We start from the raw sequence: 18,394 nt of genomic DNA, 5'->3' as shown, positions 1-18,394 counted from the left end.
GTCCGCGACGCGATCAGTTACGGACCGGTTTGCCGGTCTGCATCATGCCCATGATCCGTTCCTGGGTCTTCGGATTGTTCAGCAGCGAGACGAAGGCCTTGCGTTCCATGTCGAGCAGCCACTGCTCCGACACGACGCTGCCCTGGTCGACGTCGCCGCCGGTGACGATTTCGGCGATGGTGTCGCCCAGCTGGTAGTCATACGCCGAGATGAAGCCGCCGTCGCGCATATTGACCATCTGGCCGCGGATCGTGCCCCAGCCGTAGCGGCCGGTGACGGGGATCGCACGGCGTGCCGGCGCGCGGTAGCCGGCGTCGAACATGGCGCGTGCCGTGACCTTGGCGACGTGCAGCAGCTCGTACGGGTTGAACACGATGACGTCGTCTTCCTTCAGGTAGCCCATGGCCTTCGCTTCCAGCGCCGACTTCGACACTTGCGCGGTGGCGGCGTTCATGAAGCCGGTCTTCAGGAATTGCAGGATGTCGTTGCCCTTGGCTTCATTGGCCGCGCGCAGCGCCGCTTCCTTCAGGCCGCCGCCGGCCGGGACCAGGCCCACGCCCACTTCGACCAGGCCGATGTAGGACTCGATCGATGCCACGCGTTTCGACGCGTGCAGCGCCATCTCGCAGCCGCCGCCCAGCGCCAGGCCGGCCACGGCCGCCACGACGGGGATGTTCGAGTACTTCATGGCCATGAAGGTGTCCTGCAGTTCCTTCACGATCGGGTCCATCGCCTTGGCGCCGCCCGCCATGAAGGCCGGCAGGGCCGATTGCAGGTCGGCGCCGGCCGAGAACGCGCCGCCTTCGGCCGCATCGGTATTCCAGATCACCAGGCCTTTATAGCCCTTGGCCGCTTCCGCCAGGCCGCGCTGGATGCCCTTGATGACGCCATCGCCGATCACGTGCATCTTGGTCTTGAGCGAGATGACCAGCACCTCGTCGTCCGAGTGCCACAGGCGCACCGAGTCGTCCTCGAACACGGTGGTGCCGGCGGTCTTCGGATCCGCGCCTTTCATGCCCACGACCGGGGCGCGGAATTGCTGGCGCTGGTACACCGGCAGGTCGGACAGCGGCACGTAGGCGTTCTTCGACACCGAGTACGAACCTTCCGGCGTGTGCACGCCCTTCTCGGCGACAGCGCCGTTGAAGACCCAGTCCGGCAGCGGTGCATTGCTCAGTGCCTTGCCGGCGTCGATGTCTTCCTTGACCCACTGGGCGATCTGCGTCCAGCCGGCCGCTTGCCAGGTCTCGAACGGACCGACGCTCCAGCCGAAGCCCCAGCGCATCGCGAAGTCGACGTCGCGCGCATTGTCGGCGATGGTGTCGAGGTGGAAGGCGATGTAGTGGAAGGCGTCGCGGAAGATCGCCCACAGGAACTGCGCCTGCGGGTTCGACGATTCGCGCATCGCCTTGAATTTCTTGACCGGGTCCTTCTCTTTCAGGATACGGCCCACGATGTCGGCCGCCTTGGCGCCGCCCGGGACATACTCGCCGCTGGCGAAGTCCAGGCGCAGGATGTCCTTGCCGACCTTCTTGTAGAAACCGGCGCCCGTCTTCTGGCCCAGCGCGCCCTTCTCGATCAGCTTGGCCAGCACGTCCGGGGTTTTATAAACGCTGAAGAACGGATCGTCCTTCAGGTTGTCCTGCATGGTCTTGATCACGTGGCCCATCGTGTCCAGGCCGACCACGTCCGCGGTACGGAAGGTGCCCGACTTGGCGCGGCCCAGCTTGGCGCCGGTGAGGTCGTCGACGACGTCTACCGACAGGCCGAACTTCTCGGCTTCGACGATGGTCGCCAGCATGCCGAAGATGCCGACGCGGTTGGCGATGAAGTTCGGGGTGTCCTTGGCGCGCACGACGCCCTTGCCCAGCGTCGAGGTCAGGAAGGTTTCCAGCTGGTCCAGGATCTCCGGACGGGTGGCGGCGGTCGGGATCAGTTCGACCAGGTGCATGTAGCGCGGCGGGTTGAAGAAGTGCACGCCGCAGAAGCGCGACTTCAGTTCGGCGTCGAAGCCTTCGGCCAGCTTCTCGATCGACAGGCCCGAGGTGTTCGAGGCGAAGATGGCGTTCGGGCCGATGTGCGGCGCGACCTTCTTGTACAGGTCATGCTTCCAGTCCATGCGCTCGGCGATGGCTTCGATGATCAGGTCGCAGCCGGCCAGCACGTCGAGGTTGTCTTCGTAGTTGGCGACTTCGATCAGCGCGGCGTCGTCCTTATTGCCCAGCGGGGCCGGCGACAGCTTCTTGAGGTTCTCGATGGCCTTCAGGACGATGCCGTTCTTGTTGCCTTCTTTTGCCGGCAGGTCGAACAGCACGACCGGCACCTTGGCATTGACGCAGTGCGCGGCGATCTGCGCGCCCATCACGCCGGCGCCCAGCACGGCGACTTTCTTGACGATGAAATTGGTCATCTCTCGTAATCCTTAGTTATCGTCGCCCCTGCGAAGGCAGGGGCCCAAGGTTGCATGCGCTTTCTCTGCGCTGAAATTGGGTCCCTGCCTTCGCAGGGACGACGGGTCAATGAAGCAGGTGTACGCGTTGGTACGTGATGGTCGTGCTTAGAACAGGTCCGCGTCCAGCGCCAGCAGGTTCGCAGCACCCGACCGCGCCTGGCGGATCAGCATGGCGGTTTCCGGATACAGGCGGGCGAAGTAGAAGCGCGCCGTGGCCAGCTTCGACTCGTAGAACTTGTCGCCCGAATCCTTCTTCTCCAGCGCGATCTTGGCCATCTGCGCGAAGAAGTAGGAGAACACCAGGTGGCCGGCCACGCGCAGGTAAGGCACGGCGGCGGCGCCGACTTCGTCCTGGTTCTGGAAGGCCTTCATGCCGATTTCCATCGTCAGCTTGGTGACCTTCTCGCCCAGCTCGCCCAGCGGGGTCACGAACTCGGACAGGTTCTCGTCCAGGCCGTTCTCTTCCACGAAGGATTTGATCTTCTCGCCGAAGGCGCGCAGCTTGGCGCCGTTGTCCATCAGGATCTTACGGCCCAGCAGGTCCAGCGACTGCACGGTGTTCGTGCCTTCGTAGATCATGTTGATGCGGGCGTCGCGCACGTACTGCTCCATGCCCCACTCGCTGATGTAGCCGTGGCCGCCGTACACCTGCAGCGCTTCCGAGGTCGCGATCCAGCCGTTGTCGGTGATGAAGGCCTTGACGATCGGGGTCAGGAGCGCCACTTCGCCGGCGGCTTCCTTGCGCACTTCCTCGTCCGGGTGGTTCAGTTCGCGGTCGATCTGCAGCGCCACGTAGGAGGTCAGCGCGCGCGCGCCTTCGGCATAGGCCTTGGCGGTCAACAGCATGCGCCGCACGTCCGGGTGCACGATGATCGGGTCGGCCGGCTTGTCCGGTGCCTTCGGGCCCGACAGGCTGCGCATCTGGATGCGGTCCTTCGCATAGGTCAGCGCGTTCTGGTAGGCGACTTCGGTCAGGCCCAGCGACTGCATGCCCACGCCCAGGCGGGCCGCGTTCATGAACACGAACATCGCCTGCAGGCCCTTGTGCGGCTGGCCGATCAGGGTGCCGACGGCGCCGTCCAGGTTCATCTGGCAGGTGGCGTTGCCGTGGATGCCCATCTTTTCTTCGATGGCGCCGCAGAAGATCGGGTTGCGCTCGCCGATGGAACCGTCGGCGTTCGGCAGGAACTTCGGCACCAGGAACAGCGAGATGCCCTTCGAGCCTTCCGGCGCGTCCGGCAGACGTGCCAGCACCAGGTGGACGATGTTCTCGGCCATGTCGTGTTCGCCCGCCGAGATGAAGATCTTCGAGCCGGTGATCTTATAGGTGCCGTCGGCCTGCGGTTCGGCCTTCGAGCGCAGCAGGCCCAGGTCGGTGCCGCAGTGCGCTTCGGTCAGGCACATGGTGCCGGTCCATTCGCCCGAGACCAGTTTCGGCAGGTAGAACTTCTTCTGCTCGTCGGTGCCGTGCTCCTTCAGGCACTCGTAGGCACCGTGCGACAGGCCCGGGTACATCGACCATGCCTGGTTCGACGAGTTCAGCATCTCGTAGAAGGAGTTGTTCAGCGAGACGGGCAGGCCCTGGCCGCCATATTCCGGATCGCAGGCCAGCGCCGGCCAGCCGCCGTCGACGTACTGCTTGTACGCTTCCTTGAAGCCCTTCGGCGTGGTGACGGTTTTACCGGCGGCGTCGTAGTGGCAGCCTTCGCGGTCGCCGCTGTGGTTCAGCGGGAACAGCACTTCCTGGGTGAACTTCGCGCCCTCTTCCAGCACCTGGTTGATGATGTCGGCGTCGAACTCCGCATACGGCGGGAGGTTCTTGTACTCTTCGGTGACGTTGAGGAATTCATGCAGAACGAACTGCATATCCCGAAGTGGCGCGACGTACTGACCCATGGTGTTCTCCTGACGGTGTAGATATTGGTGTTTACTGGAGCGCGGATGCTTCCGGCTGGCTGCGTTTGGTATTGGGGTTGCGGTAATCCTCGATCAGGCGTGCAAAACCGCGGTGCGCGCGGTCGACGGCGCCGGGAATGCGCAGGAAGCGGGCATCGTGGTGCACGGCCAGCACCAGGCCATACATCTCGTAGACGAGCTGCTGGGCGTCGGTGCCTTCCTTCAGGTCGCCGCAATCGACGGCTTGCTGGGCGCCGCGCACGAGCGCATCCTGCCAGGCGCGCACCATGGCCACCAGCGCATCGCGGATCGGGCCCGGACGGTCGTCGTATTCGACGGCGCCGCTGATATAGATGCAGCCCGACGCGATCTCGACCGAGACGCGCTTGAGCCAGCGATTGAACATCGCTTCCAGGCGCGGCAGGCCGCGTGCTTCCTTGATGCTGGGGAAAAAGACTTCCTGCTCGAAGCGGCCGTGGTACAGCCTCAGCACTTCGATCTGCAAATCCTCGCGCGAACCGAAATGGGCAAAGACGCCCGATTTGCTCATGTTCATGCGGTCGGCCAGCAGGCCGATGGTCAAGCCTTCCAGGCCGTCGCGGCTGGCGAGCTCGAGCGCAACATCGAGGATGGCCGCACGGGTCATCTCGCCTTTACGCATGCTCATGGATTTGGCTGAAGTGCTAATAGTACGCCTCTGACGTTAATCGAAAAAATCCGAACGCTCGTACTATTATCTACCAGCCTTGAAATGTCAAACGGGAAGTTTAGAGGCGCCGTTCTAGTACTTTGGCGCAATGCCGTGGGCCGCCCCGGAAGACGGCCCAGGCGTCAGAAGTCGTCGCCGCCGACGCGGCCGATGGCGCGGCGGTCGCGCTTGGTCGGGCGACCCTTGATGGTGCTGCCCGGCTCGGGGAACAGGCGGCGCGCCTCCTGGTCGTTGGCGCGCTTGACGAGGCTGTCCTCCGTTTCGCGGTACAGCGCCTGCGCCACCGGGGCCGGACCGCGCTTGTCGGATACGTCCAGCACCACCACTTCCCAGCGGGTGGAACCATTATCGATGAAAATCTTGTCGCGCACCTTTACCGAACGGGCAGGTTTCACGGGTTCGCCGCCGATCCTGACCCGGCCGCGGTCGACGGCTTCCGCCGCCAGCGAGCGCGTCTTGAAGAAGCGCGCCGCCCACAGCCATTTGTCGATGCGTACGCTGCCGTTATCCTGTTGCTCGCGGTTGTTCATGCTGTTGCTCATACCGTTGTTCGTTCTGTGTACACCGCCTCGATGACGGCATCATTTCTGCTCATGCATAGCCGATGGCGAACACGCGCATCGTCATTTTATAAAGAAGATAGGCCATTTCGTGGCCGTAGCGGCGCACCCATCCCAGTTTGCGCAGGTCGTCCATGCACACCGTCACGCCGTCCGCGATGCCCCGCTCGATCCGCCCCGCGAGGGTAGCGGCGAAGCCCGCGTCGCGCACGACTACGTTGGCTTCCTGGTTGACGAACAGCGACAGGGCGTCGCAATTGCTCGACCCGACCGTGGCCCAGTCGTCGTCGACCACCGCGACCTTGGCGTGCAGCTGGGTCTTGCGGTACTCGACGATGTGCACACCCGCCGCCAGCAGCTGCGGGTAGAACGAGGACGCCACCGCATCCTGCATGCGGAACTCCCCGACCCCGATCAGGAGCTGGACGTCGACCCCGCGCCGGGCCGCGCGGCACAGCGCCTCGCGGAACTTGCGTCCCGGCGCGAAATACGGCGTGGCCATCAGCACGCGCCGTTTCGCCTGTCCGATCGCCTGCAGGTAGGCGCGCTGGATCGTGCGGCGATTACGCAAATTGTCGCGCACGACGAAGCCCGCGCGCATCGGCCGATCGCCCTGCGTCGGCGGCTGCTTGCGCAGTTCGCGGAACAGGTTGATGCGGCCGACGATCGGCAGGTGCCCGGCGCGCAGCCACTGGCCCTGCGATTCGCGCAGGATCTCTTCCACCAGCGGTCCGCGCACGCGTACCGCGAAATCCCAGCGCGGCGCCGGCAGCGGCGCGTGCGGCGCGTAGTCGTGCAGGTGGTCGTCGTTGGTATTGATGCCGCCCACGAACGCCGTCTCGCGGTCGATCACGGCGATCTTGCGGTGGCTGCGCGCCGTGCCGCGCCGGAACCAGGGGTTGAACATGCGGTAGTGCACGCAGGCCTGCGCGAACTCCTCGCCCAGCGCGCGCGCGATGCGGTTGCCCGTGCCGAACCAGTCGGCCAGCACGCGCACCTTCACGCCACGCTTGGCGGCACGCACCAGCGCGTCGGTGACGGCCCTGGCCTGTTCGTCCTCGGCATAGATATAGGTTTCGTAGAGGATTTCAATGCCGGCGGCATCGATGGCGGCCAGCAGCGCGGGAAAATAACTGCTGCCGCTTTCGAGGAGGGTGACGTCGTTGTTCGCTACATAGGTAACGGAACGCATCGCTATTTGAGTTGGAGGTTGGCCACGATGGGTGCGTGGTCCGACAAGCGCGCCCACTGGGGACCGTGCAGCACTTCGGCATGCTCGACCTTGAAGCCGCGCACATAGATCCGGTCGAGCCGGAACCACGGCAGCGCGGCCGGGAACGTGCGTGCCGGCACCAGACGGCGCTCGCGTCCCGCCATGGACCGCACCATCTCGCCCAGGCGCGAGGTCTTGCTCAATTCATCGAACACCTCGACCACGCCCAGGTTCAGGCGCAGGCAATCGCTCAGCGTATTGCGCCAGTCGTTGAAGTCGCCGGCGATGATGACCGGTTCGCCATTCGGCGCCGACTCGTTGACCGCATTGATCAGGGCATCGGTCTGGCGCCGGCGGCTGCCTTCGAACAGGCCCAGGTGCACGACGTAGCAATGGACATTGCCGGCCTCGGTCTCGAGCACGCAGTGCAGGATGCCGCGCTGTTCGTACGCATGGTCAGACACGTCGTGGTTATGCTGGTTCCCGATGGGGAAGCTGGACAGCAGCGCATTGCCGTGGTGGCCGTGGTCATAGACCGCGTTCATGCCATAGGCGGCATGCAGGTTTTCGCCGGCAAAGAATTCGTGCTGGGATTTTTCCGGCCAGTGGTGATGCGGACTGCGCACCTTCTCGCCATAACGCGCCTGGTAGCGGTCGTGCCGCCCCTGCACTTCCTGCAGGAACACGACGTCCGCGCCGAAGGCGCCGATGGCCTTTTTCAGCGCCAGGACGCGCGGCGTACTGCGCAAGGATGAAACACCCTTATGAATGTTGTAGGTCGCAACACGGATTTTCATGGGGACATTGTAACCCCATCAGTCGACGTTCTTGCGGCACGTCGGGCAATCGTGCGGCGGCTCCCCGGCCCGGCGGCCGGGGTGGAAGGTGCGGAAAATCAGGTAGCCATGGCCGGCACGAAATCGTTCTTCGGCTGGCGGCTGTCGGGCGGGACGACGGGATCGCGGTAGACGGGGTTCGTACGTAGCGGCCCCATCAGTCGCAAGCCGCTCAGCAGTTCGATGCACAGGTAATCGTCGTCGACACCCACGTTCTTGACATTGTCTTTCTGCGCGCGTTCGCTCATCTTTGGTTTCTCCCTGTCTTGTAGTTGGACATTGCAAAACGAAAATTCGCTCATGGCGAACTATTGACCTTAATCAAATCATTTATGCATGTCAAACAAGGAAATGTATTGTGTTCATTAAATTCTGCTGAATTTAATTCTGGAAAGACAAGATAGTGCCGGGAATGTGGCAGCGCAGATTTCTTTTGCGAAATAAATAAAACGCTCGTTTTTTTATATTTATTCCACGCGGAAACGTCAGGAAGGTCGTTGCGGGGGGTTATTGCGCCCGACGCGCCGCCCTGCAGCGCGTCGGGAAGTGCGAGCTTATTCGTAGCGCAGCGCTTCCGCCGGCTGCACGCGCGCCGCCGCCCAGCTCGGATAGAGCGTGGCGACGAAGGCCAGCAGCACGGCCACGCCGCCGATCTGGCCGACGTCGCTCCACAGCAGCTGCGACGGGATCTCGCTGATGAAATAGATGTCCTTGTCGAGGAAGTGCACGCCGAACAGGCGCTCGATGAACGGGACGATGACGTGCACGTTCAGCGCCACGGCCACGCCCAGCGACACGCCGATCAGCGTGCCCAATAGGCCGACCAGCGTGCCCTGCACCATGAAGATCTGCATGATCGAGCGGGGCGACGCGCCCAGCGTGCGCAGGATCGCCACTTCGGCCTGCTTGTCGCGCACCGTCATGACGAGGGTCGAGACGAGGTTGAACGCGGCGACGGCGATGATCATCGCCAGGATCACGAACATCATCCTCTTCTGCGACTGCACGGCGGCGAACCAGATCGCGTTCACCTGCGACCAGTCGCGCAGGTACAGGTCGCCACCCATGCTCTGCTTGAGCTGGCGCGCCACTTCCGGCGCCTGGTACAGGTCGGCCAGGCGCAGGCGCAGGCCGGACGGCGCCGCCAGGCCGATCAGCGCCTCGCCGTCTTCCAGGTTCACGAAGGCCAGGCCCGAATCGAATTGCTGGTGCCCCGCCTCGAAGATGCCGGCCACCGTGAAGGCGCGCGGGCGCGGCAGCATACCGGCGACGCTTCCTCCCTGGCCGGGCGTCGCCGGCGCCGCCGTCAGCAGCGTCAGGGTGTCGCCGACGCCCAGGCCCAGCGACTTGGCCAGCGCGCTGCCCAGCACGATGTTCGACGAGCCCGGCGTCAAGGCCGCGAAGCTGCCCTGCTTGATCTGCTTGGCCACGTCCGATACGTGCGCCTCCGCCTCCGGCAGCACGCCGCGGATCACGGCCGGCTTCATCTCGTCGTCGCGCACCAGCATGCCCTGGGTCTCGACGAAGGGCGCGGCCGCCTGCACCTGCGGGTTGCGGCGCGCGGCCTCGGCCTGCTCGCGCCAGTTCGGCATGCCGCCGCGCGCATCGAAGACCTCCACGTGCGCCAGCACCGACAGCATGCGGTTGGTCACCTCGGTCTGGAAGCCGTTCATCACGGACAGCACGACGATCAGCGCCGCCACGCCCAGCGAGATGCCGGCGACGGAAATCAGCGAGATGAAGGAAATGAAGCTGTTGCGGCTGCTGCGCTTGCCGGCGCGGGTGTAGCGCAGGCCGATGATCCATTCGTAGGGCAGCTTGTGGATGAGGCTCACTGGTTCTCCGGGATGTGCCTGGGCAGCTGCAGGATCGCCTCGGCGTTCGAGGACGAGAAGCAGCGGTCGGCCGCTTCGAGCAGCGGCAGCCAGGCATGGTGGACGTGCTCGCGCGGCGCCAGCACGATGGGGATATCGCGCGGCACGCACACGGAGAACACGTGCTCGGTATTGTGGGTGACGCCGGGTGCGTAGCGGTGGCGCCAGGTGGCGTAGATTTCGTAGACGTTGGACAGGTGCCAGTCCCGCAGCACGATCCGTTCGCCGTCCGCGACGATGCCCGTTTCCTCGAACAGCTCGCGGCGCGCGGCCTCCATCAGCGGCTCGTCGGGCGCGTCCAGCGAACCCGTGACGGATTGCCAGAAGCCGGGACGGTCGGCGCGTTCGATCAGGAGGACGTCCAGGTCGGCGGTGTGGATGAGGACGAGGACGGATTCGGGGATCTTGTGGGGCATGCCGTCATTGTAGCGTACCCCACAAAAACAACGCCCCGCGCAAGGCGGGGCGGGAAACGACATGGTGGGCATGTGATGCCCACCCTACGTTGCCGTTGTAGGGTGGGCACCATGTGCCCACCGAACGAATGCTTACGCGACCTTCGGCTGCTCGTTGCGCAGGCGGATGTGCAGTTCGCGCAGCTGCTTCTCGTCGACTTCCGACGGCGCGTTGGTCAGCAGGTCCTGCGCGCGCTGGGTCTTCGGGAAGGCGATCACGTCGCGGATCGACTCGGAGCCCGTCATCAGTGTGATCAGGCGGTCCAGGCCGAACGCCAGGCCGCCGTGCGGCGGCGCGCCGTACTGCAGGGCGTCGAGCAGGAAGCCGAACTTCAGCTGCGCTTCTTCCGCATCGATCTTCAGCGCGCGGAACACCTTGCTCTGGACTTCCTCGCGGTGGATACGGATCGAGCCGCCGCCCAGTTCCCAGCCGTTCAGGACCATGTCGTAGGCCTTGGCGACGCAGGCGCCCGGGTTCGTCTCGAGCATGTCTTCGTGGCCGTCCTTCGGTGCGGTGAACGGGTGGTGGGTCGCGTTCCAGCGGTCGCCCTCTTCGTCGTACTCGAACATCGGGAAGTCGATGACCCACAGCGGTGCCCAGCGGTCTTCGAACAGGCCGGCCTTCTTGCCGAATTCCGAGTGGCCGATCTTCACGCGCAGCGCGCCGATGGCGTCGTTGACGACCTTGGCCTTGTCGGCACCGAAGAAGATCAGGTCGCCGTCTTCGGCGCCCGTCAGTTCCAGCACCTTGGCCAGCACCTCGTCCGAGATGTTCTTGACGATCGGCGATTGCAGGCCGTCGCGGCCCTTGGCCTTCTCGTTGACCTTGATGTAGGCGAGGCCCTTGGCGCCGTAGATGGCGACGAACTGGGTGTAGGCGTCGATTTCCGAACGGGCCATCGAACCGCCCTGCGGCACGCGCATGCCGACCACGCGGCCGTTCGGCAGGTTGGCGGCGCTGTTGAAGACCTTGAATTCGACGGTCTTCATCAGCTCGGTCAGTTCGGTGAACTGCAGCTTGACGCGCATGTCCGGCTTGTCCGAACCGTACAGGCCCATCGCGGTGGCGAAGTCCATGACCGGGAACGGGTTCGGCAGGTCGACGCCGGCGGCGTTCTTGAAGACGGTGCGCATCATGTCTTCGAACAGGTCGCGGATTTCCTGCTCGGTCAGGAACGAGGTCTCGCAGTCGATCTGGGTGAATTCCGGCTGGCGGTCGGCGCGCAGGTCTTCATCGCGGAAGCACTTGGTGATCTGGTAGTAGCGGTCGAAGTTGGCGACCATCAGCAGCTGCTTGAACAGCTGCGGCGACTGCGGCAGCGCGAAGAAGTTGCCCGGGTTGACGCGCGACGGCACCAGGTAGTCGCGTGCGCCTTCCGGCGTCGACTTGGTCAGCATCGGGGTCTCGATGTCGATGAAGCCCAGGTTGTCCAGGTACTTGCGCACTTCCATCGACACCTTGTAGCGCAGGCGCAGGTTGTGCTGCATCTGCTGGCGGCGCAGGTCGAGCACGCGGTGCGTCAGGCGGGTGGTTTCGGACAGGTTGTCGTCGTCCAGCTGGAACGGCACCGGCACGGAAGCGTTCAGCACTTCCAGTTGCGTGGTGTTGATCTCGATCTTGCCCGACTTCAGGTTGGCGTTGGCGGTGCCTTCCAGGCGGTTCACGACGGTGCCGGTGACGCGCAGGCAGTACTCGTTGCGCACGTGCTCGGCGGCCTTGAAGACCTCGGCGTTATCCGGATGGCAGACCACCTGCACGAGGCCTTCGCGGTCGCGCAGGTCGATGAAGATCACGCCGCCATGGTCGCGGCGGCGGTGCACCCAGCCGCACAGGCTGACGGTTTGGCCCAGCAGCTCTTCGGTCACGAGGCCGCAGTAGTTGGTACGCATCGAGGACATAATTTTTTGGATCCTGGTTGGTTGATTCGGTGCCCTGCTCGTCGGCAGGCCTTGATTGTTTGCTGCCTTCTTTATGCTTGTTCGGTCGCGCCGGCGATGCGCGCCTGCGCTTCGGCCGGCGCATCGGCCGGATTAGCTGCGGGCGTCACCACGCCCATCGACACGATGTACTTCAGCGCCGCATCGACGCTCATGTCCAGCTCGACGACACGGCTGCGTTCCATCATCAGGAAGAAGCCGGAGGTCGGGTTGGGGGTGGTCGGCACGTACACGCTGACGTAGTCGCCCACCAGGTGGTTCTTGACGTCGCCGCCCGGCACGCCGGTGAGGAAGGCGATCGTGTACGAGTTCTCGTGCGGGTACGGGATCAGCACGGCCTTGCGGAACGCATTGCCCGAGGACGAGAACAGCGTGTCCGACACCTGCTTGACGCTGCCGTAGATCGAATTGACGACCGGGATGCGGTGCAGCAGGCGTTCCCACATGCGCACGATCCACTTGCCGACCAGGTTGTTGGTCAGCAGGCCCGTCAGGAACACGATCGCCAGCGTGATGACGGCGCCCAGGCCCGGGATGTGCGTGCGCGGCTGCCACCCGTCCGGCACCAGCAGCAGCGACTGGTCCAGGGTGCCGATGACGAGGTTCAGCACCCACAGGGTGATCGCCAGGGGAACCAGGACCAGCAGGCCGGTGATGAAATATTTACGCATCGATGTGGTCGTCAATGCGCCGGCATCGCGGCCGGCGCGTGGATATCAGGTACTGCCGCCGTCCTTCGACGGCGCCGCCGCTGCCGGGGCAGCGGGCGCGGACGGCGTGCTCGACGCCGCGGCGTCGCCCGCGGGCGCGGCCGCGCCGGCCGATGGCGCCGTGCCGGTCGCCGGGGCCTGGCCGCCGCGGAAGTCCGTCACGTACCAGCCGGTGCCCTTCAGTTGGAAGCCGGCCGCGGTGACCTGCTTCTTGAACGACGACTTGCCGCACGAGGGGCAGACGGTCAGGACCGGGTCGGAAATCTTTTGCAGTACATCCTTGGCAAAACCGCATTCATCGCAGCGGTAAGCGTAAATCGGCATTCTGGGTACTCCGCAAAAATCATCAAAACCCTGAATTATAAAGCTTTTGCGGAGGATTTTGCCCCTCGTGGGCTGTCGATGGCTGGATGGACGTGATTGCAACTCCGCGCGAAGTGCTGCAATTTGGCAACAGTGTTGTTTTTCTTGCCCATGATGGATGTGTTTCGTTTGCCCAACTTCAACTAAGCTGTTTAAATAGCATCCCTCAGCAGCGTTCTCGTGCGGCTTGTCCGCCCGGGCGTTTGCAAGAAACAGAAGTTTGCGCGACCGGCTTGCCGGCGCCGCGAAGCCATAAAAGAACGACTTCAAATCGGGCCCGCATTGCGGGCCTTTCTTTTTTTCTGCACCCCCGTCGTCCCTGCGCAGGCAGGGACCCAGTTTTTCATGCATAGCGACGACGCTTGCATCAATTAGGCCCCTGCCTTCGCAGGGGCGACGGGTCAGCGGCGGCGCCAGACCATCCAGCGTTCCTTGCCCGCGAACACCGGAATCGAATCCTCGACCGCCTCGTCAGCGATGCAGTCGAACGCGGGCGCGAGCAAGGCATCCAGTTCCTCCCGCCCGATCCCGAACGGCGGCCCCTTCTCCACCTCGTCGAAGAAGAAGTAGCCGGCCAGCAGGCCGCCCTGCGCCAGCAATGCTTCCCATCTGCGCGCCACATCCGGCCGGCGCGCGCGCGGCAATGCGCACAGGAAGGCTTGTTCGTAGACGAGGTCGAGGGGCTGCGGCGGGGCCCAGCCGAAGAAATCCGCTTCGTGGACGCGTCCCGCCCACGGCCCGGCCAGCGCCCTGGCGCGCGCCACCGCGACGGGGGAAAAATCGATCGCCGTCGCCGCCCAGCCCGCCTCGCACATCAGCACCAGTTCACGGGCGGAACCGCAACCGGGGATCAGCGTGCGCAGTGGACGGGGCGCAGCGGCCACGAAGCGGCGCAAGGCCTGCGACGGCCCGCTGCGCTCCCACGGCGTGAAGGCTTTCTCGAAGCGCTCGTCCCAGAATTGCCGCGACAGCGGGTCGCGGCTGGCGAAATCCGGGACCGGCGCGCCCGCCATCAGAGCACGCCGCTGCCGGCGATGTGCAGGCCGATGGCGACCACGGCGGCCGCGCCGGCCACGCAGGACAGGAACACCAGCAGGCGGTTGGTGCGGCGCTGCTCGATCAGCAGCGAGGCCATCAGCTCGCTCTGGTCGGCGAACGGATGCGCCTTGTGCTCCAGCACCTGGTGCACGAGGCGCGGCAGTTGCGGGATGACCTTGGCGTAGTGCGGCGCCTCGTTGCGCAGGCGTTCGACCAGGCCGCGCCAGCCGACCTGCTCGGCCATCCAGCGCTCCAGGTAGGGCTTGGCCGTCTTCCACAGGTCCAGGTCCGGGTCCAGCTGGCGGCCCAGGCCCTCGATGTTCAGCATGGTCTTCTGCAGCAGCACCAGCTGCGGCTGCACCTCGACGTTGAAGCGGCGCGAGGTCTGGAACAGGCGCAGCAGCACCTGGCCGAACGAGATGTCCTTCAGCGGACGGTCGAAGATCGGTTCGCAGGTGGCGCGCACGGCCGCTTCCAGCTCGTCCACGCGGGTGTCGCGCGGCGCCCAGCCGGACTCGATGTGGGCCTCGGCCACGCGCTTGTAGTCGCGCCGGAAGAAGGCCAGGAAGTTCTGCGACAGGTAATCCTTGTCGAAGTCGTTCAGCGTGCCGACGATGCCGAAGTCCAGCGCGATGTAGCGCCCGAAGGTCTCCGGCTCGACGGACACGAGGATGTTCCCGGGGTGCATGTCGGCGTGGAAGAAACCGTCGCGGAACACCTGGGTGAAGAAGATCTCCACGCCGTCGCTCGACAGCTTCTTGAGGTCGACGCCGGCGGCCACCAGGCGGTCCGTCTGCGAGATCGGGATGCCTTTCATGCGCTCCATCGTGATCACGCTGCTGGAGCAGTAATCCCAATACATTTCCGGCACCATCAGCAGCGAGGAACCGGCGAAGTTGCGGCGTAGCTGGCTGGCCTGGGCCGCCTCGCGCATCAGGTCCAGTTCGTCGTGCAGGTACTTGTCGAATTCGGCCACGACTTCGCGCGGCTTCAGGCGGCGGCTGTCCGGCCAGACTTTCTCGATCAGGCCGGCGGCCATCTGCATCAGCGCCAGGTCTTCGTCGATCGTGGTTTTCATGCCCGGGCGCAGCACCTTGATCGCGACTTCCTTGCCGTTCTTCAGCCTGGCGAAGTGCACTTGCGCGATCGAGGCGGAGGCCACCGGCGTGCGCTCGAAGTGCTCGAACAACTGGTCCGGCGGCGCGCCGAGGGAGCGCGTGATCTGGGCCACGGCCAGTTCCGAATCGAAGGGCGGCACGCGGTCCTGCAGCAGCGACAGTTCGGCCACGATATCGGGCGGCATCAGGTCGGGACGGGTCGACAGCACCTGGCCGAACTTCACGAAGATCGGCCCCAGCTCTTCCAGCGCCAGGCGCAGGCGGATCGCGCGCGGCGAGGTGATGCGGCGCCAGAAGAAGAAGCCGTTGATCAGGCGGGCGGTACGCGGAACGTGCAAGCCCGACATGGCGATTTCGTCGAGGCCGTAGCGGGTGGCAACCGTGAGGATTTTAAGCAGGCGCAGGAATTTCAGGATCATCAGTGTTCCGATTTCGGTTCCGGTAGTGCGGGCACGGCGGGAGGTGCGGAGGCGGCGCTGCGCTGCGCCAGCTTCTGCTCCAGCTTTTGCTCCAGCTTCGCGATGCGCTTGGCGCTGCGTTCGACGTCGTCGCGCAGGCGATTGATGCCGTCGGCGAAGTCGTGGATGGCGTCGGGACGCACCAGCACGCGCCGCTCTTCCAGCAGGAATTCGGCCACGTTCTCGGCCAGGCGCCGGCCCGCGGTGGCCGCTCCCTGCGCCGCCCGCTGCGCGCCGCCGACCAGGCGCACGGCACCGATCGGGCCGACGATGCGTTCGAGGTCGTGCTCGGCATCCCAGCGCAAGCCCTTGGACAGCTGCGAGATGGTATTCGCGAACTCGGCATCGCCCTCGATGCGCACATAGGAAAACGCGCGGTCGCGGTTCTGCAGGATCAGCGGCAGGTCGCTCAGCTTGACGTGGATCGTCACGGCCGGCTGGTCAGCGGCTTCGGCGGTTTCCAGCATGCCGTCGCGCGCCACGCGCATGCGCAGGGCCACGGTGCCCGTATCGATGCAGGCCGTCTTGCCCGCATGGCGTTTCAAGGCATCGCGCGCCCAGGCTTCCTGGGCCAGCAGGTGATTGATCGTCGCCACGGCCGGCGCGGACAAGCCGCCCCGGGGCAGCGCAAGAGAGGAAATCGGTGCCATCACGTTGTCATGTGCCAAAAAAAACCGCCCGTCGGAGCGGGCGGTTTGTCCGCCCAGCCTGGGCGGTGTCGATCTTACCAGTTCGCCGGGTCACTAACCCCGGAGCACGAGTTATTTTCCTGCAAATGTTTTACGCGATCTGCTGGATGCCCGCCAATACCCAACCGCCGTTGCCATTGAGCGGCTTCGCCAGGTTCCACACCTCGACGTACGGCTCGGCATTGCCGTTCGGCGCATTGCGGATCATGCCGTTGAACTGCACGCTCGCCAGGTAGTCGCGCTCGGTGGTCTCGATGCCCAGCAGCTGGGCGTCGATCGACACGACTTCCGTGAAGTCGGGCTGGCCGCCGCGTTCCTGGATCTGCAGCTGCAGCTCGGCGAACACTTCCGGCGACGTGAATTCGCGCAGGTCGTTCAGGTCGGCACGGTCCCAGGCCGCCTGCATGCGGATGAACGATGCCTTCGCATGGCGCAGGAAGGACTCGGCGTCGAAATCGGCCGGCACGCCCCATTGCTGGTGCTGGGCGGTATTCTTGTCCAGCGACAGGCCGGCCTGGGTGCCACCCATCGGGTAGCCAGGCTGGTTGTAGCCGCCCGAGTACGACGACGGCTGCGCATTCGTCCCATTCAAGCCCGAGCCGATTTCCGGCGTGGCGCTGGCATTGGCCGGCATCGGCTGGCTGAAATTACCCGGGTAGGTATTGTTGGCCGGCGTGTCCTTGCGGCGGAACATGCGCACGATGAACATCACGGCCAGCGCCAGCAGCACGATCATCAGGATCGAGGACAGCACGCTCGCCATGGCGCCGCCGATGCCCAGGTGCGAGAACAGTGCGCCCAGGCCCAGGCCCAGCAGCGCGCCGCCCAGCACGTTCTTCCACATGCTCGGACGCGGTTGCTGTACCGGCGGACGCGCGCCCGGGGCCGGCTGGACGGCCGGACGCTGGGCAGGCTGCTGGTAAGCGGGCGCGGGGGCGGGCGCCGGAGCCGGCGCGCGCATCTGGCGCACGGACTGCGACTGGCGGCCGAACGAACGGCCGCCGCCGACCGGGCGGGCGAAGGCTTCGGCGACCATCGAGAATGCGGTCACCGCGATCATCATGCTGGCCAAGAACTTTTTCATGGTCATCACCTTAGAGTTTGATACCGGTGTGTAAAGCGGCCACACCTGCCGTCAGGTTGTAATACTGGACCCGCTCCAGTCCCGCGCCTTCCATCATCGACTTCAGCGTTTCCTGGTCGGGATGCATGCGGATCGACTCGGCCAGGTAGCGATAGCTTTCCGCGTCGTTGGCGATGCGCTGGCCCAGCCACGGCAGCACCGAGAACGAATACACGTCGTACGGCTTCTGCAGCGGCGCCGCCACTTTCGAGAACTCCAGCACGAGCAGCTTGCCACCCGGCTTGAGCACCCGGCGCATTTCCGCCAGCGCCTGGTCCTTGTGCGTCATGTTGCGCAGGCCAAAGGCCACGCTCACACGATCGAAGTAATTGTCCGGGAACGGCAGCTTTTCCGCATCACACAACAAGGTGGGGGTCACTAGACCTTTATTCAATAGACGGTCGCGACCCACGCGCAGCATCGACTCGTTGATATCGGTCAGCCAGACCTCCCCGCTCGGCCCCGCCTGCTTGGCGAATGCCTTGGACAGGTCGCCCGTGCCGCCGGCGATGTCGAGCACCTTGAAACCGGGACGCACGCCCGCCTGGGCGATGGTGAAGGTCTTCCAGAGGCGATGCAGGCCGCCGGACATCAGGTCGTTCATCACGTCATACTTCGAGGCGACGGAATGGAAAACCTTGGCGACTTCGTGGACCTTCTCGTCCTCGGAGACGGTCTTGTAGCCGAAATGGGTGGTATTGGTCATAGTAGCAAGCCGTAAAGTCTTGCCGCATTATACAAGCCAGGGATGGGCCAGGCTTAAACCTGTCTTACCGTGTATCAAGTATCCGCGACGCAGCCGTTTTTATTGCTGAGTATGCATCACGCGACAGCCCCAAAGATATCTGCGCACGATTGCAAATTCTGCATCACTTTTTCTCGGACTCTGCCTATAATGATTTTCGCTTGAGTAGAGTTCGACGCGCGGCAACCAGACCGTGCGCTACAGAAAAAGCGTTTTA

17 protein-coding genes are annotated in these 18,394 nt (G+C 64.6%); all 17 read right to left on the bottom strand.

What is annotated here, in order from left to right; translation table 11 throughout:
- Nucleotides 1-13 precede the first annotated feature (13 nt).
- The 17 genes from ACI1V7_RS18615 to ubiE all read right to left on the bottom strand — a co-directional run bounded on the left by ACI1V7_RS18615 (nt 14) and on the right by ubiE (nt 18,138).
- Nucleotides 14-2,410 (bottom strand): 3-hydroxyacyl-CoA dehydrogenase/enoyl-CoA hydratase family protein, encoded by a 2,397-nt coding sequence (locus ACI1V7_RS18615; protein ID WP_404533255.1) that lies wholly within the window; start codon nt 2,408-2,410, stop codon nt 14-16.
- A 147-nt stretch (nt 2,411-2,557) separates the two neighbouring features.
- Nucleotides 2,558-4,348, bottom strand: coding sequence for an acyl-CoA dehydrogenase C-terminal domain-containing protein (locus ACI1V7_RS18610; protein ID WP_404533254.1), 1,791 nt, complete (start codon nt 4,346-4,348; stop codon nt 2,558-2,560).
- Nucleotides 4,349-4,379: 31 nt separating this feature from the next.
- Entirely contained in the window at nt 4,380-5,009 is a 630-nt protein-coding gene (locus ACI1V7_RS18605; RefSeq protein WP_404533436.1) for a TetR/AcrR family transcriptional regulator, read from the bottom strand.
- A gap of 170 nt (nt 5,010-5,179) precedes the next feature.
- Nucleotides 5,180-5,599 carry an RNA-binding S4 domain-containing protein gene (locus tag ACI1V7_RS18600; RefSeq protein ID WP_404533253.1) on the bottom strand — a complete coding sequence of 140 codons (420 nt, stop codon included), beginning with the start codon at nt 5,597-5,599 and terminating at the stop codon, nt 5,180-5,182.
- 49 nt (nt 5,600-5,648) lie between these two features.
- Nucleotides 5,649-6,809, bottom strand: a complete 1,161-nt coding sequence (gene clsB, locus ACI1V7_RS18595; RefSeq protein ID WP_404533252.1) for a cardiolipin synthase ClsB — start codon at nt 6,807-6,809, stop codon at nt 5,649-5,651.
- 2 nt (nt 6,810-6,811) lie between these two features.
- Entirely contained in the window at nt 6,812-7,627 is an 816-nt protein-coding gene (locus tag ACI1V7_RS18590; RefSeq protein WP_404533251.1) for an endonuclease/exonuclease/phosphatase family protein, read from the bottom strand.
- A gap of 98 nt (nt 7,628-7,725) precedes the next feature.
- Nucleotides 7,726-7,914, bottom strand: coding sequence for a hypothetical protein (locus tag ACI1V7_RS18585; RefSeq protein ID WP_404533250.1), 189 nt, complete (start codon nt 7,912-7,914; stop codon nt 7,726-7,728).
- Between the two features lie 306 nt (nt 7,915-8,220).
- Nucleotides 8,221-9,501 (bottom strand): lipoprotein-releasing ABC transporter permease subunit, encoded by a 1,281-nt coding sequence (locus ACI1V7_RS18580; protein WP_404533249.1) that lies wholly within the window; start codon nt 9,499-9,501, stop codon nt 8,221-8,223.
- A complete protein-coding gene (gene nudB, locus ACI1V7_RS18575) occupies nt 9,498-9,956 on the bottom strand; it encodes a dihydroneopterin triphosphate diphosphatase (RefSeq protein ID WP_404533248.1) in 459 nt (152 codons plus the stop codon). Before nudB ends, ACI1V7_RS18580 begins: the two co-directional genes overlap by 4 nt.
- A gap of 132 nt (nt 9,957-10,088) precedes the next feature.
- Nucleotides 10,089-11,885 (bottom strand): aspartate--tRNA ligase, encoded by a 1,797-nt coding sequence (gene aspS / locus ACI1V7_RS18570; protein ID WP_404533435.1) that lies wholly within the window; start codon nt 11,883-11,885, stop codon nt 10,089-10,091.
- 80 nt (nt 11,886-11,965) lie between these two features.
- A complete protein-coding gene (locus ACI1V7_RS18565; RefSeq protein ID WP_404533247.1) occupies nt 11,966-12,604 on the bottom strand; it encodes a DUF502 domain-containing protein in 639 nt (212 codons plus the stop codon).
- Between the two features lie 45 nt (nt 12,605-12,649).
- The gene (locus tag ACI1V7_RS18560; RefSeq protein ID WP_404533246.1) at nt 12,650-12,967 is read right to left on the bottom strand and encodes an FmdB family zinc ribbon protein; all 318 of its coding nucleotides are present in this window, start codon (nt 12,965-12,967) and stop codon (nt 12,650-12,652) included.
- A 440-nt stretch (nt 12,968-13,407) separates the two neighbouring features.
- Nucleotides 13,408-14,019 (bottom strand): methyltransferase domain-containing protein, encoded by a 612-nt coding sequence (locus ACI1V7_RS18555; protein WP_404533245.1) that lies wholly within the window; start codon nt 14,017-14,019, stop codon nt 13,408-13,410.
- Nucleotides 14,019-15,581, bottom strand: a complete 1,563-nt coding sequence (gene ubiB / locus ACI1V7_RS18550) for a ubiquinone biosynthesis regulatory protein kinase UbiB (protein WP_404533244.1) — start codon at nt 15,579-15,581, stop codon at nt 14,019-14,021. The genes ACI1V7_RS18555 and ubiB overlap by 1 nt, the downstream gene beginning before the upstream one ends.
- Complete coding sequence (locus ACI1V7_RS18545) at nt 15,581-16,270, bottom strand: ubiquinone biosynthesis accessory factor UbiJ (protein ID WP_404533243.1); 690 nt, start codon at nt 16,268-16,270, stop codon at nt 15,581-15,583. The genes ubiB and ACI1V7_RS18545 overlap by 1 nt, the downstream gene beginning before the upstream one ends.
- A gap of 130 nt (nt 16,271-16,400) precedes the next feature.
- On the bottom strand, nt 16,401-17,393 hold the full coding sequence (locus ACI1V7_RS18540) for a Tim44 domain-containing protein (RefSeq protein WP_404533242.1): 993 nt from the start codon (nt 17,391-17,393) through the stop codon (nt 16,401-16,403).
- Between the two features lie 10 nt (nt 17,394-17,403).
- Nucleotides 17,404-18,138 (bottom strand): bifunctional demethylmenaquinone methyltransferase/2-methoxy-6-polyprenyl-1,4-benzoquinol methylase UbiE, encoded by a 735-nt coding sequence (gene ubiE / locus ACI1V7_RS18535; RefSeq protein WP_404533241.1) that lies wholly within the window; start codon nt 18,136-18,138, stop codon nt 17,404-17,406.
- Nucleotides 18,139-18,394 lie beyond the last annotated feature (256 nt).

It is taken from the genome of Massilia paldalensis (assembly GCF_044901715.1).
Lineage (GTDB): Bacteria > Pseudomonadota > Gammaproteobacteria > Burkholderiales > Burkholderiaceae_D > Telluria > Telluria paldalensis.
This window is presented reverse-complemented; position numbering and strand designations above follow the sequence as displayed.